The following is a 22,629-nucleotide window of genomic DNA, read 5'->3' on the forward strand; positions in this document are numbered from 1 at the left end:
CTTCACGTGGTGGTCGACGACAAGCTCTTGAGCATCCTGGTGTGCCCGCAGGACCGCGGGCCGCTGCTGCTGGCCGGTAAGGACTGGCTCTACAACCCCCGGCTGCGGCGCGCATACCGGATCGAGGACGGCATCCCGGTGCTGCTCGTCGACGAGGCAGTGGCCATCGAGGACGACGCCGAGCATCGCCGGCTGCTGGATTTGGCCGGTTCAGGAGAATCCGGGTAGGTCACCCGTGAGGTAGCGCTGCAGCGTGGGTGCGATCGTCTCGGCGATCTGATCTGCCGGCAGTGTGGCGAAGGGCTCCAGCTCCAGGATGTAGCGCGCCATCGCCACCCCGACCAGCTGCGAGGCGACGAACTGGATACGTACTCGGGAACTGCCGGGCGGGTTGTCCACCCGGGGCCCGATCTCGCCGATGATGATCTCCTGGAGGAACGACCGCACCAGCGATACGTCGTTGCCTGCCAGGATCGAGCGCAGCGTCGCCACGAAGCCCTTGCCGATCTCGGAATCCCACAGCGGCAACAGGATTGACGGCAGGGTGTGCCCGATCTGCTCGACCGGCACCTCCTTGAGCCTTCCGATCACCGTCATCGGGTCGATGGGGATGTGGATCGCGGCGGCGAACAGCTGGGTCTTGGTGCCGAAGTAGTGATGAACCAGGGCGGCGTCCACACCGGCGTCGGCCGCGATGGCGCGGATCGACGTCTTGTCGATTCCGTTGCGCGCGAACAGCTCCCGAGCGCTGGTCAGGATGCGGTCGCGTCTGTCCGACGGCCCGGCGGGGCGGCCGGGACGTTTGCGCTCTCGTTCGGAATCGATCTCGGTACTCACGGCTTCCTAGGGTGTTCGGCGGCGCAGGGTTGCCGCGGCCAGACATAATGCCAGCACCGCAAATCCCACCACGATCGCGATGTCGCGGGCCGCGATGGCGGTCAGCTCAGAATGGGCGCCGACCTGTTGCAGGGCTTCCAGCGCATAGCTGGCCGGCAGCACGTTGCTGATCCACTGCAGCCAATCGGGAAGCGCGGCGCGCGGCACGATGATGCCGCACAACAGCAGCTGGGGCACGATCACCACCGGCATGAACTGCACGGCCTGGAACTCGGTTCGGGCGAATGCGCTGCACAACAGGCCCAGACCCACGCCGAGCACGGCGTTGATGATGGCGATCAGGAACACCAGGATCGGGCTGCCCGCGGTGTCGAGACCGAGGAACCAGAACGAGACCACGCAGGCCAGGGTGGCCTGGGCGGCGGCGGCGATCGAAAACGCGGTGCCGTACGCGGCCAGCAGGTCGAAGCGGCGCAACGGTGTGGTCAGGATGCGCTCGAGAGTTCCCGACACGCGTTCGCGCTGCATGGTGATCGAGGTGATCAGGAACATCACGACCAGCGGGAAGACGCCGAGCATGATCAGGCACGCGGTGTTGAACGGCGTCGGGTGTCCAGGCTGGTGCGGCGCGTTCTGGAACATGAAGTACATCAGCGTGATGATGAGGCTGGGCACCACCAGGATCATCGCGACGCTGCGGTGGTCGGCGGCGAGCTGGCGCAGGATCCGGCCGGTGGTGGCCAGGTAGGCCGCCGGGCTCAGTCGGCTCGGTTGGTCGCGGCCGAGGCGCTGCGCTTGATGACGGTGAGAAACGCTTCCTCCAGGGACGTGCATGCCGTGTCCTTCCGTAGCTGGTCAGCGGTGGTGTGGGCGAGCAATAGGCCGTCACGCATCAGCAGGAGGTCGGCGCAGTGATCGGCCTCATCCATCACGTGGCTGGAGACCAGCAGGGTGGTGCCGCGCCGAGAGAGCTCGTTGAACTGCTGCCACAGGTCGACGCGCAGAACCGGATCCAGCCCGACGGTGGGTTCGTCGAGCACCAGAAGTTCTGGCTCCGACACCAGCGCGCAGGCGAGTGACACCCGGGTGCGCTGGCCTCCCGAGAGGTTGCCGCAGTACGCGGTGCGGTGATCGTCGAGACCGACCGCGCGGATGGCGCCGGCGGCCGACTCGGCCGACGTTCCGTACAGCGCGGCGAAGTACCGCACGTTGTCGATCACCCGTAGGTCGTCATAGATCGTCGGATCCTGCGTGACGTATCCGACGCGGTGCCGCAGTGGCGCCGAACCGGCAGGGTGGCCGAGCACCGTGACGGTGCCCGCTGCGACGATCTGGGTCCCGACGATGCTGCGCATCAGCGTGGACTTGCCGCACCCCGACGGGCCGAGCAGACCGGTGATCGTGCCGCCGGCGATCTGCACGGTGAGGTTGCGGATGGCAGGCCGGCCACCCCGGTTGACCTGCAGTCCGGCGATGTCGATGGCCGGGGGAGCGGCCTCGGTGGGGAATCCTGTGGAGAATTCATCAGTCGATGAAGTCATCATGTGATGAATACTGCGCTCGAGTGTGGCCGGTGTCAACGGTGGATGTTGCGAAGTGCAGAATCGCTCGGGTGGGCTTGCAGATGGGCACCGAGCTGTTGACTGTTGACCCGTTGCTCGCGGCCCGCCGACTACTGGGGGCCGAGCTGACCGGTCGCGGGGTCAGCGCCGTCGTCGTCGAGGTGGAGGCGTACGGAGGTCCGCCCGACGGACCCTGGCCCGACGCCGCCTCCCATTCGTTTCGCGGTCCGGGCGGGCGCAATCTCGTGATGTTCGGCCCGCCCGGATACCTGTACACCTACCGCAGCCACGGCATTCACGTCTGCGCGAACGTGGTCTGCGGATTCGACGGGGTGGCGGGCGCGGTACTACTGCGGGCGGCGGCGGTGAGTGCCGGGGCCGACGTCGCCGGCCGGCGACGTGGACCGGCGATCCGGCCGGCCGCACTGGCACGGGGGCCGGGCAACCTCTGTTCAGCTCTGGGAATCACCATGGAGGACAACGGAATTGATCTCTTCGCCGCCGACAGCCCGGTACGGCTGAAGCTGGGTGAGGAGGTTGCGGCCGTGGACGGCCCGCGGGTCGGCGTGAGCAAGGCCGCCGACCGCAGGTGGCGGTTGTGGCTGGCCGGCAGGGGAGAGGTCTCGGCGTATCGGCGCAGCCCGCGTGCTCCCGCGCCCGGTGCCAGTGATTGATGTCGGTGATGCGGCATGATCGTCGTCATGACCATGGGAATCCTCGATGAGCTGGACTGGCGCGGGCTGATCGCGCAGTCGACCGACCGCGACGCGCTGGCAGATGACCTGGCCAAGGGACCCATGACCGTCTACTCGGGCTTCGACCCGACCGCGCCGAGTCTGCACGCCGGGCACCTGGTGCCACTGCTCACGCTGCGGCGGTTCCAGCAGGCCGGGCACCGGCCGATCGTGCTCGCCGGCGGGGCCACCGGAATGATCGGCGACCCCCGCGATACCGGCGAACGGACGCTCAACACGGCCGACACCGTCGCCGACTGGGCCGGGCGAATCCGCGGCCAGCTGGAACGGTTCGTCGAATTCGATGACACCCCGACCGGTGCCATCGTCGAGAACAACCTGAACTGGACCGGTCAGCTCTCGGCCATCGAATTCCTACGTGACCTGGGGAAATACTTCTCGGTCAACGTGATGCTCGACCGGGAGACGGTCCGCCGTCGGCTGGAGGGTGACGGCATCTCCTACACCGAGTTCAGCTACATGCTTCTTCAGGCCAACGATTTCGTGGAACTGCATCAGCGGCACGGCTGCGCGCTGCAGATCGGCGGCTCGGACCAGTGGGGCAACATCGTGGCCGGCGCCCGGCTGGTGCGCCAGAAGCTGGGCGCCACCGTGCATGCGATGACAACTCCGCTGGTCACCGACTCCGAGGGCAAGAAGTTCGGCAAGTCGACCGGCGGCGGCAACCTGTGGCTCGATCCCGAGATGACCAGCCCGTACGCCTGGTACCAGTACTTCGTGAACACCGCGGATGCCGACGTGGTCGGCTACCTGCGCTGGTTCACCTTCCTGTCATCGGACGAGATCGCCGACCTGGAGGACGCCACCCAGAACCGGGCCCATGAGCGCGCCGCGCAGAAACGCCTGGCCAGGGAACTCACCACGTTGGTGCACGGGGAAGGCGCGACGACGGCGGTCGAGCTCGCCAGTCAGGCGTTGTTCGGCCGGGCCGAGCTGACCGACCTGGACGAATCGACCCTCGGCGCCGCGCTGCGCGAGGCGAGTAACGGTCAGGTCGCCGAGCTCAAGCCGGGCGGCCCGGACTCGATCGTCGATTTGTTGGTGGGCACGGGGTTGGCGGCAAGTAAGGGAGCCGCACGCCGCAACGTCGCCGAGGGCGGGGTGTACGTGAACAACATTCGTATTGAAAGTGACGAGTGGATACCACAGCATTCCGATTTTCTGCATGAGCGCTGGCTCGTGTTGCGACGTGGCAAGCGGCACATTGCCGGGGTCGAGCGCGTGGGCGCCTAGGCCCCCCGGCGGCCGGGCTCTGACCTGGGAAAACGTCGGAGTGACCAGGCGATTTGACTCGCTGTTAGCGCTCACGTAACTTATTCCAGGTCAGAGCGACACGGACAAGCGCCGGAGAGCGAAGACGAAATCCGAGAGAGACACCCATTACGGTGGGTATTCTCACTGCCCGCAGTAAAGTTCAGCGGCTTTTAGCCGCGGGGTTTCTGCGCGACAAACTCGGGCGTGTTGTTTGAGAACTCAATAGTGTGTTTGGTGGTTTTTGTTTGTTGTTTTTTGGCCACGCTCTTTTTCCCGTTTAGGGTGTGGTTGTTGTTTTTTTGATGCCAGTTTTTGGTGTCTTTTGTTTGTGATCGGATTTTTCTGATTCGAATTCTGCCGGGTTTGTCCCGGGGTTTTTGTTTGGAGAGTTTGATCCTGGCTCAGGACGAACGCTGGCGGCGTGCTTAACACATGCAAGTCGAACGGAAAGGCCCTTCGGGGCACTCGAGTGGCGAACGGGTGAGTAACACGTGGGTGATCTGCCCTGCACTTTGGGATAAGCCTGGGAAACTGGGTCTAATACCGAATAGGACCGCGCTCTTCATGGGGTGTGGTGGAAAGCTTTTGCGGTGTGGGATGGGCCCGCGGCCTATCAGCTTGTTGGTGGGGTAATGGCCTACCAAGGCGACGACGGGTAGCCGGCCTGAGAGGGTGACCGGCCACACTGGGACTGAGATACGGCCCAGACTCCTACGGGAGGCAGCAGTGGGGAATATTGCACAATGGGCGCAAGCCTGATGCAGCGACGCCGCGTGAGGGATGACGGCCTTCGGGTTGTAAACCTCTTTCAATAGGGACGAAGCGCAAGTGACGGTACCTATAGAAGAAGGACCGGCCAACTACGTGCCAGCAGCCGCGGTAATACGTAGGGTCCGAGCGTTGTCCGGAATTACTGGGCGTAAAGAGCTCGTAGGTGGTTTGTCGCGTTGTTCGTGAAAACTCACAGCTTAACTGTGGGCGTGCGGGCGATACGGGCAGACTAGAGTACTGCAGGGGAGACTGGAATTCCTGGTGTAGCGGTGGAATGCGCAGATATCAGGAGGAACACCGGTGGCGAAGGCGGGTCTCTGGGCAGTAACTGACGCTGAGGAGCGAAAGCGTGGGGAGCGAACAGGATTAGATACCCTGGTAGTCCACGCCGTAAACGGTGGGTACTAGGTGTGGGTTTCCTTCCTTGGGATCCGTGCCGTAGCTAACGCATTAAGTACCCCGCCTGGGGAGTACGGCCGCAAGGCTAAAACTCAAAGGAATTGACGGGGGCCCGCACAAGCGGCGGAGCATGTGGATTAATTCGATGCAACGCGAAGAACCTTACCTGGGTTTGACATGCACAGGACGCCAGTAGAGATATTGGTTCCCTTGTGGCCTGTGTGCAGGTGGTGCATGGCTGTCGTCAGCTCGTGTCGTGAGATGTTGGGTTAAGTCCCGCAACGAGCGCAACCCTTGTCTCATGTTGCCAGCACGTAATGGTGGGGACTCGTGAGAGACTGCCGGGGTCAACTCGGAGGAAGGTGGGGATGACGTCAAGTCATCATGCCCCTTATGTCCAGGGCTTCACACATGCTACAATGGCCGGTACAAAGGGCTGCGATGCCGTGAGGTGGAGCGAATCCTTTCAAAGCCGGTCTCAGTTCGGATCGGGGTCTGCAACTCGACCCCGTGAAGTCGGAGTCGCTAGTAATCGCAGATCAGCAACGCTGCGGTGAATACGTTCCCGGGCCTTGTACACACCGCCCGTCACGTCATGAAAGTCGGTAACACCCGAAGCCGGTGGCCTAACCCTTGTGGAGGGAGCCGTCGAAGGTGGGATCGGCGATTGGGACGAAGTCGTAACAAGGTAGCCGTACCGGAAGGTGCGGCTGGATCACCTCCTTTCTAAGGAGCACCGATTCGATTCCCCCGCCGTCCGCGAAGTCGCGGGCAGTAGTGCGGTTGGGATATTTCAGCCAGGCCCTGTAGTGGGTGTCTGGTGGGTGCAAATGACAAACGTTGAGCCGGCGCGGGAAAGCGTTGGTGATGGAACTGCCGAACACACTATTGGGCTTTGAGACAACAGGCCCGCGGTCCTGTCCCGTTGGGGGCAGGGGGTGTGTTGTTGCCTCACTTTGGTGGTGGGGTGTGGTGTTTGATTTGTGGATAGTGGTTGCGAGCATCTAGCACGCAAGGGTGTGGCGCCGGCCTTCGGGTGGGTGTCGCTTTTTTGTGTGTTGATGTGCAATTTCTTTTGAAACTCATTTTTGGTTTTTGTGTTGTAAGTGTTTAAGGGCGCATGGTGGATGCCTTGGCACTGGGAGCCGATGAAGGACGTTGGAGGCTGCGATATGCCTCGGGGAGCTGCCAACCGAGCGTTGATCCGAGGATGTCCGAATGGGGAAACCCGGCACGAGTGATGTCGTGTCACCCTGCACTGAATACATAGGTGTAGGGAGGGAACGCGGGAAGTGAAACATCTCAGTACCCGTAGGAAGAGAAAACAAAATGTGATTCCGTGAGTAGTGGCGAGCGAAAGCGGAGGATGGCTAAACCGTATGCATGTGATACCGGGTAGGGGTTGTGTGTGCGGGGTTGTGGGACCTGTTTTTCCAGCTCTACCTGGCTGGAGGGTAGTGAAAAATGTCGTGGTTAACGGAAGTGGTTTGGGATGACCTGCCGTAGACGGTGAGAGCCCGGTACGTGAAAACCTGACATCTACCTTAATGGTGTTCCCGAGTAGCAGCGGGCCCGTGAAATCTGCTGTGAATCTGCCGGGACCACCCGGTAAGCCTGAATACTTCCCAGTGACCGATAGCGGATTAGTACCGTGAGGGAATGGTGAAAAGTACCCCGGGAGGGGAGTGAAATAGTACCTGAAACCGTGCGCTTACAATCCGTCAGAGCCCTCCTTCGTGGTGGGGTGATGGCGTGCCTTTTGAAGAATGAGCCTGCGAGTCAGGGACATGTCGCGAGGTTAACCCGTGTGGGGTAGCCGCAGCGAAAGCGAGTCTGAATAGGGCGTATCCAATCCGTAGGGGTTGGTGTAGTGGTGTGTTCTGGACCCGAAGCGGAGTGATCTACCCATGGCCAGGGTGAAGCGCGGGTAAGACCGCGTGGAGGCCCGAACCCACTTAGGTTGAAGACTGAGGGGATGAGCTGTGGGTAGGGGTGAAAGGCCAATCAAACTCCGTGATAGCTGGTTCTCCCCGAAATGCATTTAGGTGCAGCGTCACATGTTTCTTGTTGGAGGTAGAGCTACTGGATGGCCGATGGGCCCCACAGGGTTACTGACGTCAGCCAAACTCCGAATGCCGACAAGTCCAAGAATGTGGCAGTGAGACGGCGGGGGATAAGCTCCGTGCGTCGAGAGGGAAACAGCCCAGATCGCCGGCTAAGGCCCCTAAGCGTGTGCTAAGTGGAAAAGGATGTGCAGTCGCGAAGACAACCAGGAGGTTGGCTTAGAAGCAGCCACCCTTGAAAGAGTGCGTAATAGCTCACTGGTCAAGTGATTGTGCGCCGATAATGTAGCGGGGCTCAAGCACACCGCCGAAGCCGCGGCAACGATTTATCGTTGGGTAGGGGAGCGTCCTGCATCCGGTGAAGCAGCAGAGTGATCTAGCTGTGGAGGGTGTGGGAGTGAGAATGCAGGCATGAGTAGCGAATAGGCAAGTGAGAACCTTGCCCGCCGAAAGACCAAGGGTTCCTGGGCCAGGCCAGTCCTCCCAGGGTGAGTCGGGACCTAAGGCGAGGCCGACAGGCGTAGTCGATGGACAACGGGTTGATATTCCCGTACCCGTGTATGTGCGTCCCTGATGAATCCATTGTGCTAACCATCCAAAACCGTCGTGACCGATCCCTTCGGGGTGAGGCGTTGACGGGGCTGCGTGGGACCCCGGTGGGTAGTAGTCAAGCGATGGGGTGACGCAGGAAGGTAGCCGTACCAGTCAGTGGTTGTACTGGGGTAAGCCTGTAGGGAGAAACGTAGGCAAATCCGCGTTTCACATATCCTGAGAGGTGATGCATAGCCGTTTGAGGCGAATTCGGTGATCCTATGCTGCCAAGAAAAGCCTCTAGCGAGGACATACACGGCCCGTACCCCAAACCAACACAGGTGGTCAGGTAGAGAATACTAAGGCGTACGAGTGAACTATGGTTAAGGAACTCGGCAAAATGCCCCCGTAACTTCGGGAGAAGGGGGACCCACATGGCGTGTAAGCCTTTACGGCCCAAGCGTGAGTGGGTGGCACAAACCAGTGAGAAGCGACTGTTTACTAAAAACACAGGTCCGTGCGAAGTCGCAAGACGATGTATACGGACTGACGCCTGCCCGGTGCTGGAAGGTTAAGAGGACCTGTTAACCCTTCGGGGTGAAGCAGAGAATTTAAGCCCCAGTAAACGGCGGTGGTAACTATAACCATCCTAAGGTAGCGAAATTCCTTGTCGGGTAAGTTCCGACCTGCACGAATGGCGTAACGACTTCTCAACTGTCTCAACCATAGACTCGGCGAAATTGCACTACGAGTAAAGATGCTCGTTACGCGCGGCAGGACGAAAAGACCCCGGGACCTTCACTACAACTTGGTATTGGTGCTCGATACGGTTTGTGTAGGATAGGTGGGAGACTGTGAAATTCACACGCCAGTGTGGGTGGAGTCGTTGTTGAAATACCACTCTGATCGTATTGGGCCTCTAACCTCGGACCGTATATCCGGTTCAGGGACAGTGCCTGGTGGGTAGTTTAACTGGGGCGGTTGCCTCCCAAAATGTAACGGAGGCGCCCAAAGGTTCCCTCAACCTGGACGGCAATCAGGTGTTGAGTGTAAGTGCACAAGGGAGCTTGACTGCGAGACGTACATGTCGAGCAGGGACGAAAGTCGGGACTAGTGATCCGGCACCTCTGAGTGGAAGGGGTGTCGCTCAACGGATAAAAGGTACCCCGGGGATAACAGGCTGATCTTCCCCAAGAGTCCATATCGACGGGATGGTTTGGCACCTCGATGTCGGCTCGTCGCATCCTGGGGCTGGAGCAGGTCCCAAGGGTTGGGCTGTTCGCCCATTAAAGCGGCACGCGAGCTGGGTTTAGAACGTCGTGAGACAGTTCGGTCTCTATCCGCCGCGCGCGTCAGAAGCTTGAGGAAATCTGTCCCTAGTACGAGAGGACCGGGACGGACGAACCTCTGGTATACCAGTTGTTCCACCAGGAGCACCGCTGGATAGCCACGTTCGGACAGGATAACCGCTGAAAGCATCTAAGCGGAAACCCCTCCAAGACCAGGCTTCTCACCCTTTAGAGGGATAAGGCCCCCGCAGACCACGGGATTGATAGACCAGACCTGGAAGCCCAGCAATGGGTGCAGGGAACTGGCACTAACCGGCCGAAAACTTACAACAACCAACAAACACCACAATGTTTGGGTTTTGAGTAAGACGCACAACCTGACCTCGCAACCACATCCATAAACACCCACACACTCGTGTGTCCGGAGTGCACCGCACCCCACCACCAAAACACACAGATTTACACCCAAAAACGGGTGAATAGAGTTACGGCGGTCCATAGCGGCAGGGAAACGCCCGGTCCCATCCCGAACCCGGAAGCTAAGCCTGCCAGCGCCGATGATACTACCCTCTCGGGTGGAAAAGTAGGACACCGCCGAACACAAATTAAGAATCGCCCCCCACGTTTTACGTGGGGGGCGATTCGCTTTTGATTCCCAGATTTATTCGTCGAATTCAATTGATATCCGAGCGGTTACCCGTTGCGTTGGCGCTCACATAATTATGTCGGCGCTTGCTGCTGCCAGTATCCTTTGCGGGAAGGGCGGGTAGAAAGGCACACGTGGTCGGAGACAGACAAGACGGCGCGGAGCGTCGTCCGCGGCGTGCATCGAACGACCGCGCATCGAGCAATTCGGGTCACCACCGCTCCCGTGATCAGCGGGGTCGGGATCAACGTGGCGGTGCGCCTCGCCATTCCGGGCCCGGTCGGGCCCGTACGGCCCAGCCCACCGAGGACACCGAACCGAGAAACGACGGCCCGAGGTTGCCGGCGGATGTCGAGGCCAAGGAGTTGGCACCCGACGTGCGCCGGGAATTGGTGACGCTGGACAAGACCACCGCCGATTTCGTTGCCCGTCATCTGGTGATGGCCGGCAAGCTGCTCGATGAAGATCCCGCGGCTGCGCTTGCCCACGCCCGTGCCGCCCGTAACCGGGCCGGCCGGATCGCGGTGGTCCGTGAGGCGGTTGGTATCGCGGCCTATCACAGCGGCGACTGGGCTCAGGCGCTCGCCGAGCTGCGCGCCGCCCGCCGGATGGGCAGCAAGTCGGCGTTGCTGCCGATGATCGCCGATTGCGAACGCGGTGTCGGGCGGCCGGAACGGGCGCTGGAACTGGCCCGCAGCGACGAGGCCGCCGCGCTCACCGGCGAGGACGCCGATGAGCTGCGCATCGTCACCGCGGGCGCCCGCACGGATCTCGGGCAGCTCGAGCAGGCGTTGGCCATCCTTTCCACGCCCCAGCTCGACCCGACGAGTGTCGGATCGACCGCAGCCCGGCTGTTCTACGTGTATGCCGACACCTTGCTGGCGCTCGGACGTAATGACGAGGCCCTGCAGTGGTTCGTCCACGCGGAGCAGGCTGATGTCGAGGGAATCACTGACGCGGAAGACCGGATCACGGAGCTTTCCTGACGTGTCCACGCTTGCGCGGCAACATGATTGCCTGCTGCTCGATCTCGATGGCACGGTGTTTCGCGGGCACGAGCCGACCGTAGGCGCAATCGACAGCCTCAGCGGCCTCGATGCTCGGGTCCTCTATGTGACCAACAATGCGTCACGGGCTCCCGGGGAGGTTGCCGAGCACCTCCGTGAACTCGGATTCGCCGCCGCGCCCGACGACGTGGTGACCAGTGCTCAGAGTGCGGCTCATCTGCTGGCCGCTCATCTGTCGCCCGGTGCCGCGGTTCTCGTCATCGGGACGGATGCGCTCGCCGGTGAGGTGAGCAACGTCGGGCTGCGCCCCGTCCGCACCTTCGACGAGGCGCCGGTCGCCGTGGTGCAGGGTCACTCACCGGAGACCGCGTGGCCGAACCTGGCCGAGGCCGCGTTGGCCATCCGGGCCGGCGCGTTGTGGGTAGCCGCGAACGTGGATCTGACGCTGCCGTCCGAACGCGGGTTGCTGCCAGGGAACGGCTCCATGGTGGCGGCCCTACGGGTGGCGACCGAGCAGGAACCCCTGGTGGCGGGCAAGCCCCGGCCGACGCTGATGAACGACGCACTGAGCCGCGGAACGTTCGCGACCCCGCTGGTGGTCGGAGACCGACTCGACACCGACATCGCCGGTGCCGTCGCGGCCGGGCTCCCCAGCCTCATGGTGCTCACCGGGGTCAGTACCGCGCGTGAGGCGGTCTGTGCCGTAGCCGCGGAGCGTCCCGGCTACCTGGCTGCGGATCTGCGGGGCCTGCACGCCGACGCCGAAACGCTGCGGATCGGGCCCGACCCGGCCTGGCGTATCGACGTCGACACCGACGCCGTCACCGTGCACGCGACCGGCCGGGAACCGGTGGACGAGCTGGCCGTGGTGCGGGCGACCGCACACGCGGTCTGGAACGCGGACGTGGGGCCGGCAGCGGTGACGGTGACCGCCGGTGACGACACAGCGCGCCAGGCGCTGCAGCGTTGGTCGTTGCTGTCGGTGCCCATCGACTAGCGTGAGTATCGCTATGACTACCGATCCCGACCAGTTGCGTGCGCAGGTCGCAGAAGTGCTGGCAGGCGTGCCAGACCCGGCGGTGGACCCGTCCGCGCTCGAAGGCATGGACATCGACGTGGTGGCCGCACGGCTCGAGCAGGCCCACGATCTGCTCGTGCAGGCCCTCGAATCCGTCGACAGGGGGCAGCCGGGCGGACCGCAGGCGACCGGAAGGTGAGCGCCGGTGGCGCGGCGCGCTCGCGTTGATGCCGAGCTGGTGCGACGGGGTCTGGCCCGGTCTCGCCAGCAGGCGGCCGAACTGATCGAGGCAGGCCGGGTGCGGATCGACGGCATGCCGGCCGCCAAACCGGCTACCGCGGTCGCGCCGGATACCAACATCACCGTGATCGCCTCCGCCGAACGCACCTGGGTGTCACGCGGTGCGCACAAGCTGATCGGTGCGCTCGACGCCTTCGACGTTGCCGTCGAGGGGCGACGCTGCCTCGATGCCGGGGCTTCGACCGGCGGCTTCACCGAGGTCCTGCTCGACCGCGGCGCCGCAGAGGTGGTGGCCGCCGACGTCGGCTACGGCCAGCTGGCCTGGCCGCTGCGATCTGATGAACGGGTGCATGTGCTGGAACGCACGAATGTCCGGGAGCTGACCCCCGAGGCGATCGGCGGGCCGGTGCAGTTGATCGTGGCCGACCTGTCGTTCATCTCACTGGCCACCGTTCTTCCCGCGCTGACGGCCTGCGCGGCCGCCGACGCCGATATCGTTCCGATGGTGAAACCGCAGTTCGAGGTCGGCAAGGACCGCGTGGGCGCGGGCGGGGTGGTGTCCGATCCAGAGTTGCGCATCGACGCGGTGTGCACGGTCGCCCGCAAGGCGGCCGCGTTGCAGTGGCATGCTGTCGATGTGACGGCCAGCCCGCTCCCCGGACCATCGGGCAATGTCGAGTACTTCCTGCACCTGCGGGCCCAGAGCGACCGTCGGCTGGATGGCGAGTCGCTGGAGCAAGCGGTGCGGCGGGCGGTCGAGGAGGGGCCGCAATGACGGCTGAACGCACGATTCTGCTCGTGGTGCACACCGGCCGGGACGAGGCGACCGAAGTTGCCCGCCGGGTGGAAAAGGTGCTCGGCGACAACGGGATTGGTCTGAAGGTGCTCTCGGCGGAGGCCGTGGACCGCGGCCCGCTGCATCTGGCGCCCGACGACATGCGTGCGCTCGGCGTCGACATCGAGGTGGTCGACGCCGACGAGCGCGCGGCCGAAGGGTGCGAGCTGGTGCTGGTGCTCGGCGGGGACGGCACCTTCCTGCGGGCTGCCGAGCTCGCCCGCAACGTCGAGATCCCGGTGCTTGGAGTCAATCTGGGTCGGATCGGGTTCCTGGCCGAAGCTGAGGCCGAGGCCATCGACCATGTACTCGACCGGGTGATCGAACGCGACTACCGCATCGAAGAGCGCATGACTCTCGACATCGCGGTACGGGTCGGCGCCGATGTGGTCAACCGCGGGTGGGCGCTCAACGAGGCCAGCCTGGAGAAGGGGCCCCGGCTCGGGGTGCTCGGCGTGGTGCTGGAGGTGGACGGGCGCCCGGTCTCGTCGTTCGGCTGCGACGGGGTGCTGGTGTCGACTCCGACCGGCTCCACGGCCTACGCGTTCTCGGCCGGCGGCCCGGTGCTCTGGCCGGACCTCGAAGCGATCCTGGTGGTGCCGAACAACGCCCACGCCTTGTTCGCCCGCCCGATGGTGACCAGTCCGCTGGCCAGTATCGCCATCGAGATCGAGGCGAGCGGCAATGATGCCCTGGTGTTCTGTGACGGTCGGCGCGAGATGGTGGTGCCCGCCGGTGGCCGGCTCGAGGTGACCCGTTGCGGGACGCCGCTGAAATGGGTGCGGCTGGACTCGGCGCCGTTCACCGACCGGCTGGTGCGGAAGTTCCGGTTGCCGGTCACCGGATGGCGGGGACAGTAGATAACTGTGCTGTCAGAGATTCGTATCGAGTCGTTGGGCGCGATCAGTGCCGCCACCGCGGAGTTCGACCGCGGGTTGACGGTGCTGACCGGTGAAACCGGTACCGGTAAGACCATGGTGGTGACCAGCCTGCACCTGCTCGGCGGGGCACGTGCGGACGCCACGAGGGTGCGTTCGGGGTCCGACCGGGCTGTGGTGGAAGGCCGTTTCAGCACAATCGAACTCGGTGAGGACGTGACCGGACGGGTCGAGGAGATTCTGGAGTCCTCCGGTGCGGAGCGCGATGACGACGGCAGTGTGATCGCGGCCCGTTCGGTCAGCCGGGCCGGACCGTCACGGGCGTATCTGGGCGGTCGCAGTGTGCCGGCGAAATCCTTGAGTAGCTTCACCGCCCAGGTGTTGACGCTGCACGGCCAGAACGACCAGCTGCGGTTGATGCGCCCTGACGAGCAGCGGGCGGCGCTGGACCGCTTCGCCGAGGTGGACAAGCCGCTGACCCGCTACCGGAGCATCCGCGAGGAGTGGCTGACGGCGCGTCGTGACCTGACCGACCGTCGCCGGCGGGCCCGGGAACTGGCCCAGGAGGCCGACCGGCTCAGCTTCGGAATCCACGAGATCGACACCGTCGCACCGGAACCCGGTGAGGACGAGGCGATCGTCGCCGATATCCGTCGGCTGTCGGAACTCGATGCGCTGCGCGAAGCCGCGCAGACCGCCCGCTTCGCACTGGCCGGCGAGCTCGACGAGCTCACGCCGGAGTCCACCTCGGCGGCCGACAGTGTCGGCCGTGCGCAGGCGGCGCTGGAGGCCACCGATGATTCGGCCCTGCAGGCACTGGGCGTCCGGCTGGCCGAGGCGATGGCAGTGATCGGCGACGTGTCCGGCGAGCTCGGTGATTACCTGTCCGAATTGCCGAGCGATGCCAGCACTTTGGAGACCAAACTGGCGCGGCAGGCCGAGCTGCGCACCCTCACACGCAAATACGCCGCCGACATCGACGGGGTGCTGGAGTGGTCCCGCGATGCCGCCGATCGGTTGGCGCAGCTCGACGTGTCCGAGGAGAGCCTGGCTGCCCTGGACCGCAAGGTTGCCGAGCTCGAGACCCAACTGGTCGCGGCGGCAGGCGAACTCACCAAGGCCCGGTCCAAGGCCGCCAAAGGGTTGGCCAAGGCGGTGACCGCGGAGCTGGCCGGACTGGCCATGGCCAACGCGGTGTTCACCATCGGGGTCGCCCCGATGCCCGCGCGGGCCGACGATGCGGCACCGGTGACGATGCCCGACGGTGAGGTGCTGCACGCCGGTCACGACGGTGTGGACGCGGTCGAGTTCGGGTTCACCGCGCACCGCGGCGCGGATGTGCTGCCACTGGCCAAGAGTGCCTCCGGCGGCGAACTGTCCCGCGTGATGCTGGCCCTGGAGGTGGTGTTGTCGGCCTCGACGGCGGGTACCACGATGGTGTTCGACGAGGTCGACGCCGGGGTCGGCGGGCGGGCCGCGGTGCAGATCGGTCGCAGACTGGCCCGGTTGGCGCGCACCCACCAGGTCATCGTGGTGACCCACCTGCCTCAGGTCGCGGCGTTCGCGGATGCCCACCTCGTGGTCGACAGCGGTAACGGCCGGGCCAAGTCCAGCGGTGTGCGCCGCATCGACGACGAGGACAGGGTGGCCGAGTTGGCCCGGATGCTGGCCGGATTGGGGGAGTCCGACAGCGGACGGGCCCATGCCAGGGAGCTGCTCGAGGCCGCTCAGCAGGAGCGCAGCGCGCCCTAGGGCAGATCCGGGTTGGCCGGGGACAACTCGGCGGTGCCCCAGCGCAGTGGGCTGACCTGGGTCAGCTCGACCACCTCCTCGAGCGTGAAGTCGACCGCGCACTGCGTGCCCGCATTCGGATCGGCTTCGTCCCAGTTGATTTCGGCGGTCCCGGTGAGCTGGATGGTCGACCCGGAAGACCAGTCGACCACCAGCAGCCCACACCGCGGATTGGCGTCGATGTTGCCCAGGGTCATGAACATCGAGTTCCCGCGGTAATCCGGCCAGCGCAGCCGCTGGGGCGAGAGCACCTGCAGGAAACCAGGATTGCCGCCTCGGTGGGATGCGTCGGCACTACCCGTCGCGTCCGCCGAACCGACGAAGAAGGCGTCCGCGGACGCGATGAGCGCCTGCTGTCGATCGGTCAGTGATTCGCCGCGATGTGTGCGGGGCGGTTCCGGCGTGGACCCGACCTCCACGACGTCCCTGCGCGAGATGTACTTCGGGCAATTCGAGTACACCTGATCGGGGTGGATCCGCAGGCCGGTCCCCGCCGGTTCGGCGGTGCCGTTGACCCGCATCCGGCGCCGGGTCTGCGGCTCGATGGCGATCATCCCGATCTGGCGCGCTGTGCGCAGCACGTCCCGGAGCGGGTCGCCCGCCGCGGGGAGCGCGTCGATCATGATCGTGCGCGGATCGTCGGCGTGGACGAACCCGGGTGGACCAGCGATCAGGCTGGTCCACACCCGGCCCTCGTCGTCGGCGGCGGTGACCACGACCATCGGCTGCTCGGCGAGGAACGCGGTGGCGGCCTCGGGGACCTCGGTGCGGATCATGCGGCCGACGCGGGTGGCGATGGCCTCCTGACCCATCCGCCGCTGCACGGCCAGCTCACCCGAGTGATACCTGGTCACGTTTCTACCTCAGAAGAATCCGCAGGTAGGGGTTGCGCCGTGGGGCGCCGGAGCGGTCTGCGCCCCGTTCGGTGCGTACACCTCGAGCCGGGTGCCGTCCGGGTCGGTGAAGAAGATGCCGCCGGATGCGGCGCCCTCACCGTGGGCGACGACGCCGTCGTGCGCGAACTCGGTGCCCAGCGCCTTCAACGCGGCCTCGACCGTCCGTACCTCGTCGATGCTCGCCGCCTCGAACGAAAGATGGTGTAGGCCGGGTGTTTCCGTGGAGAACCGGCCATTGCTCTGCTGCCAGAGGGTCAGCCGCAGCGTCCCGCCGGCGCCGAGGAAGGCGTACCGGTGCTCGCCCTCGCTGTTGACGGCGAGCGGTTCGAAACCCAACGCGGTTCGATAGAACGCGACCGAGCGGTCCAGATCGGTGACGTTGATCCCGACGTGTCCGGTGGCGAGCTGGGGCGTGATGGTTCCGGTCATGCAGTCCTCCTGAGTTGCTAACCAACGTAATTGCTCAAGCAGGTTAGAACGGTGGCCATCGGTCCGTCAACCATCTAATCGAATTTCGATGGTTAGTTCGGCGGGTGGTCCTTGGTGGTGCGGGTGCGTGGTTACCCTCAGGTATGCGTGATCCGCGCCCGCATGTCGGCGAACCCCTAGCGCTGGATCTGCTGAACACCCGGTGGATGTCAGCGGACGGGCCGCAGGACCTTCTCGCGGATGTCGAGGGCCTGCGGTGCTGGTTGCTGGCCAACGGGTTGGCCGATCGCTGTGAGGCTGACGAGAAGTCGCGGATCGCACTGGTCTCCGCTCGTGAGGCGATCCTGCAGGCCCTGCAGCCGGGGTCCGTCGATGAGCTCAACGAGGTGCTGGAACGGGGCCGGATCAGGCGCGCGCTCACGGCGTCGGGTCCTGCCGAGACCGCCGAGGTCGCGCAGTCGGAATGGCTGGCCGGCTGGCTGGCCGCCGACGATCTGTTGAGGTTGCTGGGCGAGGCGCCCGATCGGATCAAGCAATGCGCGCATCCGCACTGCATCCTGTGGTTCCACGACACCTCGAAGAACGGAGCCCGGCGCTGGCACTCGATGGCCACCTGTGGCAACCGCGCCAAGGCCGCGCGGCACTACGCGGCGAAGCGCGATTGAGACCTGACTGCTGTTACTGATGTGACTAAAGCCAACTTGTGAGGCTGGTGTTACGGCGCGCCTCCGCCGTCTGATCGGCGATGCCCGACAGAATCGGCGCATGAAGATGTCCACGCTGCTCACCCGCAATGCCAGTACGCGTCCGGGAGTGACCGGCACGGCACGAGTGGACCGCGATATCGACCGGCTGCTGCGACGCGTCGGCCCTGGCGACATCGTCGTCCTCGACGCCCAGGATCTGGACCGGATCACGGCAGACGCGCTGGTCGAGGCCCAAATCGCCGGTGTCGTCAACGCCTCCCCGTCCATTTCGGGGCGCTATCCCAACCTGGGGCCCGAGGTGCTCGTCGCCAACGGAGTGGTGCTCATCGACGAGGCCGGGCCGGACGTCTTCAAGAAGATCAAGGACGGGGCGCGGATCCGCCTGAACAACGGCGGCGTCTACTCCGGTGACCGGCGCATCGCGGTGGGCACCGAGCGCAACGATCAAGAGATCCACGAGTTGATGCACGACGCCAAGAGCGGCCTGGTGGCGCACCTGGAGGCCTTCGCGGGCAACACCATCGAGTTCATCCGCAGTGAGAGCCCCCTGCTCATCGACGGCATCGGCATCCCGAACATCGACGTGGACCTGCACCGCAGGCACGTGGTGATCGTCGCCGAGGAGCCGGACGCCGCCGAAGACCTCAAGGCGCTCAAGCCGTTCATCAAGGAGTACCAGCCGGTGCTCGTCGGTGTCGGGGCCGGCGCGGATGTGCTGCGGAAGGCGGGATACCGGCCTGCGCTGATCGTCGGCGACCCGGACAAGATGAGCGTCGAGGTGCTGCGGTGCGGTGCCCAGGTGGTGTTGCCCGCCGACGCCGACGGCCATGCCGCGGGCCTGGAGCGCATCCAGGACCTCGGGGTCGGCGCGATGACCTTCCCGGCCGCCGGATCGGCGGCGGACCTGGCGTTGCTGCTGTGCGACCACCACGGCGCGTCGCTCATCGTCACGGCAGGCCACACGGCCTCGATCGAGGAGTTCTTCGACCGGTCGCGCCAGCGCAGCAACCCGTCGACGTTCCTGACCCGGCTGAAGGTGGGGGAGAAGCTCGTCGACGCCAAAGCGGTGGCGACCCTGTACCGCAGCCGGGTGTCCGGCGGCGCGATCGCGCTGCTGGTGCTGGCCATGCTGATCGCGGTGGTCGTCGCGCTGTGGGTGTCCCGGGCCGACGGTGCCGTGCTCGACTGGGTGGTCGACTACTGGAACCGCTTCACGCTCTGGGTCCAGAATCTCGTCAGCTGAACAGGTCGGTGAGTTGTGATCACACTACGTGCGCACGCGATTTCGTTGGCGGCCGTGTTCTTGGCGCTGGCCATCGGGGTTGCCCTGGGCTCGGGGTTGCTGTCGAACACCGTGCTTTCGGGCCTTCGTGACGACAAGAAGGACCTGCAGCACCAGATCGAGACCCTCACCGACGGCAAGAACGCGCTGAACGAAAGGCTCAATGCCGCAAGCGAATTCGATGCGCAAATGGCGCCACGGATGGTGCGCGACGCATTGAAGGACAAGTCGGTGGTCGTGTTTCGCACTCCGGACGCCGTCGACGGTGACGTCGACGCCGCGGCGCGCTTCGTCCGCGATGCCGGCGGCGCGGTGACCGGCCAGATCGCGCTCACCCAGGAATTCGTCGAGGCCAATTCCGCGGACAAACTGCTCTCGGTGGTCAATTCACCGATCGTGCCTGCCGGTAAGCAGCTGAGCACCGCGGCGGTGGATCAGGGGTCGCAGGCCGGCGATCTGCTCGGCATCACCCTGCTGATCGACAAGAACCCGGCCGCGGCACCCGTGGACGACATGCAGCGCCAGACCGTGCTCACCGCGCTGCGTGACACCGGCTTCCTGACCTATGACGATCCACACATCGGCGCGGCCAACACGGCGCTGATCGTGACCGGCGGTGGACTCGGCGAGGACGGCGGCAACCGGGGCGCGACCATGGCCCGGTTCGCGGCCGGGTTGGCACCGCACGGCGCAGGCACCGTGCTCGCCGGCCGCTCCGGATCGGCGTCTGGAACCGGTCCGGTCGCCGTGACCAGGTCAGATGCCGGACTGGCCGCTGCGGTCAGCACCGTGGACGACGCCGATTCGAGTGCCGGTCAGATCACCGCCGTGCTGGCCCTGGGCGATCTCGTCCGGGGCGGCAAGCCCGGCAAGTACGGAACCGGGCAGGGCGCGACGTCGGTCACCGTCCCTCAGTAGCGAGACCTCGCCCCGCAACTGCTCCTCGGGTGAGCGGCGCGCCAGCGACGGCTTGTCGGTGTCGGTGTTAAGGTGAACTTCCGTGGGTCGGCAGGCCACAGCTAGTTTCACGATTCCCTGCCCGTCGTCACGGAGGATGCTTTTGCCCGCCTTACGCAAGCACCCGCACACCGCCACCAAACACCTCTTCGTCACCGGTGGTGTGGTGTCTTCACTGGGCAAGGGGCTCACCGCCTCGAGCCTCGGTCAATTGCTCACCGCGCGGGGGCTGCAGGTGACGATGCAGAAACTCGACCCCTACCTGAACGTCGATCCCGGCACCATGAACCCGTTCCAGCACGGCGAGGTGTTCGTCACGGAGGACGGTGCGGAGACCGACCTCGACGTGGGCCATTACGAGCGGTTCCTCGACCGCGACCTGTCGCAGTCGGCCAACGTGACCACCGGTCAGGTCTACTCGTCGGTGATCGCGAAGGAACGCCGCGGCGAGTACCTGGGTGACACCGTGCAGGTGATCCCGCACATCACCGACGAGATCAAGAGCCGCATCCTGGCGATGGCGGCTCCGGACGCCGCCGGTCGCCGCCCCGACGTCGTGATCACCGAAATCGGTGGCACGGTCGGCGATATCGAGTCACTGCCGTTCCTGGAGGCCGCCCGCCAGGTGCGCCACGAGGTCGGTCGGGAGAACTGCTTCTTCCTGCACGTGTCGCTGGTGCCGTACCTGGCGCCCTCCGGTGAGCTCAAGACCAAGCCCACCCAGCACTCGGTGGCCGCGCTGCGCAGCATCGGTATCACCCCCGACGCGCTGATCCTGCGGTGTGACCGCGATGTCCCCGAACCGCTGAAGAACAAGATCGCGCTGATGTGCGACGTCGACGTCGACGGCGTCATCTCGACCCCGGACGCGCCGTCCATCTACGACATCCCCAAGGTGCTGCACCGCGAGGAGCTCGACGCGTACGTGGTGCGCCGGCTGAACCTCCCGTTCCGCGACGTGGACTGGTCGGAGTGGGACGATCTGCTGCGCCGGGTGCACGAACCGCAGGAGACGGTTCGAATCGCCTTGGTTGGCAAGTACATCGACCTTTCGGACGCGTACCTGTCGGTGGCCGAGGCGCTGCGCGCGGGCGGATTCAAACACCGGGCCAAGGTGGAGATCCGCTGGGTGGCCTCCGATGACTGCGAGACCGACGCGGGCGCGGCGGCCGCGTTGTCCGACGTCGACGGCGTGCTGATTCCCGGCGGGTTCGGTATCCGTGGCATCGAGGGCAAGCTCGGCGCCATCTCGTTCGCCCGCAAGCGAGGGCTTCCGGTGCTGGGACTGTGTCTGGGCCTGCAGTGCATCGTGATCGAGGCGGCCCGCTCGGTCGGGATCACCGGAGCCAACTCGGCCGAGTTCGACCCGAAGACACCGGATCCGGTGATCTCCACGATGGCCGATCAGCAGGACGCGGTTGCCGGCGAGGCCGACCTGGGCGGCACCATGCGACTGGGTGCCTATCCCGCCGTGCTCGAATCGGGATCGATCGTGGCCGAGGCCTACCAGGCCACCGAGGTGTCGGAACGGCATCGGCACCGCTACGAGGTCAACAACGCCTACCGGGACCGGATCGCCGAGAGCGGGCTGCGGTTCAGCGGCACCTCGCCCGACGGACACCTGGTCGAGTTCGTCGAATACGACTCGAAGATCCACCCCTTCCTGGTCGGCACCCAGGCCCACCCCGAGCTCAAGAGCCGCCCCACGCGGCCGCACCCGCTGTTCGCGGCCTTCATCGGCGCGGCGCTGGACTACAAGGCCGAGGAGCGGCTGCCCGGCATGGACCTTCCCGAGCATTTCGCGGAGGAGGAAGTGGAAGCCGGCGAGAGCCCGGCCGACGACGCCGAAGCCGCCTCACTTGGCTGAACACGAGTTCGAGACCCTGGCCAGTGAAACCATCTATGTCGGAAGCATTTTCGCGCTACGCGCGGACGAGGTCAGCATGCCGGGCGGCGGCTCGGCCCGGCGCGAGGTCGTAGAGCACTACGGTGCGGTGGCCGTTGTTGCCCTCGACGAGGACGACAACGTGGTCCTGGTGTACCAGTACCGCCACCCGCTGGGGCGCCGGCTCTGGGAACTGCCCGCGGGTCTGCTCGACCTCGGCGGGGAGCGACCCGAAGTGACCGCCGCCCGCGAACTCGCCGAAGAGGTCGGCCTGGCCGCCGCCCATTGGCAGGTGCTGGTGGATCTCGACTCGACACCGGGGTTCTCCGACGAGAGCGTGCGGGTGTTCCTGGCCACCGGGCTGACCGACATCGGACGGCCCGAGGGCGAGCATGAGGAAGCCGACATGGTGGTCGAGCGGATACCGCTGAAGGAAGCGGTAGGGCGGGTGTTCTCCGGCGAGATCGTGAACGGTATCGCGGTGGCCGGGATTCTCGCGGCACACGCGATGACGGGCGCGGAGTCCCTACGGCCGGTCGAGGCGGACTGGATCGATCAGCCGACAGCGTTCAGGCGGCGAAAAGGCCTGTTATGAGG

Annotated in this window: 19 protein-coding genes and 3 rRNA genes; 17 read left to right on the plus strand and 5 right to left on the minus strand. The window is 65.1% G+C overall.

All coding sequences use genetic code 11. The features are described from left to right. The first annotated feature begins 9 nt into the window (after window positions 1-9). Window positions 10-228 (plus strand): Trm112 family protein, encoded by a 219-nt coding sequence (locus tag G6N57_RS19545; RefSeq protein ID WP_077741970.1) that lies wholly within the window; start codon window positions 10-12, stop codon window positions 226-228. Here the strand turns inward: G6N57_RS19545 and G6N57_RS19550 are convergent. The 3 genes from G6N57_RS19550 to G6N57_RS19560 are packed head-to-tail and all read right to left on the minus strand — an operon-like array spanning window position 211 to window position 2,381. Further along, window positions 211-837: a TetR/AcrR family transcriptional regulator gene (locus tag G6N57_RS19550; RefSeq protein WP_077740966.1), complete on the minus strand. Its 627-nt coding sequence runs from the start codon at window positions 835-837 to the stop codon at window positions 211-213. The genes G6N57_RS19545 and G6N57_RS19550 overlap by 18 nt on opposite strands. Window positions 838-843: 6 nt before the next feature. After that, the gene (locus G6N57_RS19555) at window positions 844-1,671 is read right to left on the minus strand and encodes an ABC transporter permease (protein WP_077740965.1); all 828 of its coding nucleotides are present in this window, start codon (window positions 1,669-1,671) and stop codon (window positions 844-846) included. After that, window positions 1,596-2,381: an ABC transporter ATP-binding protein gene (locus tag G6N57_RS19560; RefSeq protein ID WP_097925892.1), complete on the minus strand. Its 786-nt coding sequence runs from the start codon at window positions 2,379-2,381 to the stop codon at window positions 1,596-1,598. The genes G6N57_RS19555 and G6N57_RS19560 overlap by 76 nt, the downstream gene beginning before the upstream one ends. Before the next feature lie 80 nt (window positions 2,382-2,461). Between G6N57_RS19560 and G6N57_RS19565 the strand changes: the two genes are divergently transcribed. The 11 genes from G6N57_RS19565 to recN all read left to right on the plus strand — a co-directional run bounded on the left by G6N57_RS19565 (window position 2,462) and on the right by recN (window position 15,837). Then, window positions 2,462-3,073 (plus strand): DNA-3-methyladenine glycosylase, encoded by a 612-nt coding sequence (locus G6N57_RS19565; protein WP_097925906.1) that lies wholly within the window; start codon window positions 2,462-2,464, stop codon window positions 3,071-3,073. A 27-nt stretch (window positions 3,074-3,100) separates the two neighbouring features. Next, complete coding sequence (gene tyrS, locus G6N57_RS19570) at window positions 3,101-4,387, plus strand: tyrosine--tRNA ligase (RefSeq protein ID WP_174814498.1); 1,287 nt, start codon at window positions 3,101-3,103, stop codon at window positions 4,385-4,387. Between the two features lie 399 nt (window positions 4,388-4,786). After that, window positions 4,787-6,304: ribosomal RNA gene (locus tag G6N57_RS19575) — 16S ribosomal RNA — on the plus strand. 374 nt (window positions 6,305-6,678) lie between these two features. Then, a 23S ribosomal RNA gene (locus G6N57_RS19580) occupies window positions 6,679-9,793 on the plus strand. 154 nt (window positions 9,794-9,947) lie between these two features. Further along, window positions 9,948-10,061: ribosomal RNA gene (rrf, locus tag G6N57_RS19585) — 5S ribosomal RNA — on the plus strand. Together the 16S, 23S and 5S rRNA genes form the textbook arrangement of a ribosomal RNA operon. A gap of 180 nt (window positions 10,062-10,241) precedes the next feature. Further along, entirely contained in the window at window positions 10,242-11,093 is an 852-nt protein-coding gene (locus G6N57_RS19590; RefSeq protein WP_162563955.1) for a tetratricopeptide repeat protein, read from the plus strand. A 1-nt stretch (window position 11,094) separates the two neighbouring features. Continuing rightward, complete coding sequence (locus G6N57_RS19595) at window positions 11,095-12,111, plus strand: HAD-IIA family hydrolase (RefSeq protein WP_077740962.1); 1,017 nt, start codon at window positions 11,095-11,097, stop codon at window positions 12,109-12,111. Window positions 12,112-12,124: 13 nt separating this feature from the next. Further along, window positions 12,125-12,331, plus strand: coding sequence for a hypothetical protein (locus G6N57_RS19600; protein ID WP_036449632.1), 207 nt, complete (start codon window positions 12,125-12,127; stop codon window positions 12,329-12,331). Between the two features lie 6 nt (window positions 12,332-12,337). Further along, a complete protein-coding gene (locus tag G6N57_RS19605; RefSeq protein ID WP_077740961.1) occupies window positions 12,338-13,147 on the plus strand; it encodes a TlyA family RNA methyltransferase in 810 nt (269 codons plus the stop codon). Beyond that, complete coding sequence (locus tag G6N57_RS19610) at window positions 13,144-14,067, plus strand: NAD kinase (protein WP_077740960.1); 924 nt, start codon at window positions 13,144-13,146, stop codon at window positions 14,065-14,067. The genes G6N57_RS19605 and G6N57_RS19610 overlap by 4 nt, the downstream gene beginning before the upstream one ends. Window positions 14,068-14,073: 6 nt before the next feature. Then, the gene (gene recN, locus G6N57_RS19615) at window positions 14,074-15,837 is read left to right on the plus strand and encodes a DNA repair protein RecN (protein ID WP_077740959.1); all 1,764 of its coding nucleotides are present in this window, start codon (window positions 14,074-14,076) and stop codon (window positions 15,835-15,837) included. On the opposite strand, the gene G6N57_RS19620 is transcribed toward recN, so the two are convergent. Together G6N57_RS19620 and G6N57_RS19625 are read right to left on the minus strand one after the other, a co-directional pair. Next, entirely contained in the window at window positions 15,834-16,688 is an 855-nt protein-coding gene (locus tag G6N57_RS19620) for a pyridoxamine 5'-phosphate oxidase family protein (protein ID WP_077740958.1), read from the minus strand. The two genes, recN and G6N57_RS19620, sit on opposite strands and share 4 nt — an antisense overlap. A gap of 51 nt (window positions 16,689-16,739) precedes the next feature. Then, window positions 16,740-17,201 (minus strand): VOC family protein, encoded by a 462-nt coding sequence (locus G6N57_RS19625; RefSeq protein ID WP_077740957.1) that lies wholly within the window; start codon window positions 17,199-17,201, stop codon window positions 16,740-16,742. Between the two features lie 143 nt (window positions 17,202-17,344). Here G6N57_RS19625 and G6N57_RS19630 point away from each other — a divergent pair, with 143 nt between their 5' ends. From G6N57_RS19630 to G6N57_RS19650, 5 genes are all read left to right on the plus strand, one after another. Continuing rightward, window positions 17,345-17,866 (plus strand): CGNR zinc finger domain-containing protein, encoded by a 522-nt coding sequence (locus G6N57_RS19630; RefSeq protein WP_077740956.1) that lies wholly within the window; start codon window positions 17,345-17,347, stop codon window positions 17,864-17,866. Between the two features lie 100 nt (window positions 17,867-17,966). After that, window positions 17,967-19,151, plus strand: coding sequence for a putative cytokinetic ring protein SteA (steA, locus tag G6N57_RS19635; RefSeq protein ID WP_077740955.1), 1,185 nt, complete (start codon window positions 17,967-17,969; stop codon window positions 19,149-19,151). Between the two features lie 15 nt (window positions 19,152-19,166). After that, complete coding sequence (locus tag G6N57_RS19640; RefSeq protein WP_077740954.1) at window positions 19,167-20,108, plus strand: copper transporter; 942 nt, start codon at window positions 19,167-19,169, stop codon at window positions 20,106-20,108. A 142-nt stretch (window positions 20,109-20,250) separates the two neighbouring features. Next, complete coding sequence (locus tag G6N57_RS19645) at window positions 20,251-22,014, plus strand: CTP synthase (RefSeq protein ID WP_077741969.1); 1,764 nt, start codon at window positions 20,251-20,253, stop codon at window positions 22,012-22,014. Then, a complete protein-coding gene (locus tag G6N57_RS19650) occupies window positions 22,007-22,627 on the plus strand; it encodes an NUDIX domain-containing protein (RefSeq protein ID WP_077740953.1) in 621 nt (206 codons plus the stop codon). The genes G6N57_RS19645 and G6N57_RS19650 overlap by 8 nt, the downstream gene beginning before the upstream one ends. Window positions 22,628-22,629: the final 2 nt, after the last annotated feature.

This window comes from Mycolicibacterium boenickei (assembly GCF_010731295.1).
GTDB lineage: Bacteria > Actinomycetota > Actinomycetes > Mycobacteriales > Mycobacteriaceae > Mycobacterium > Mycobacterium boenickei.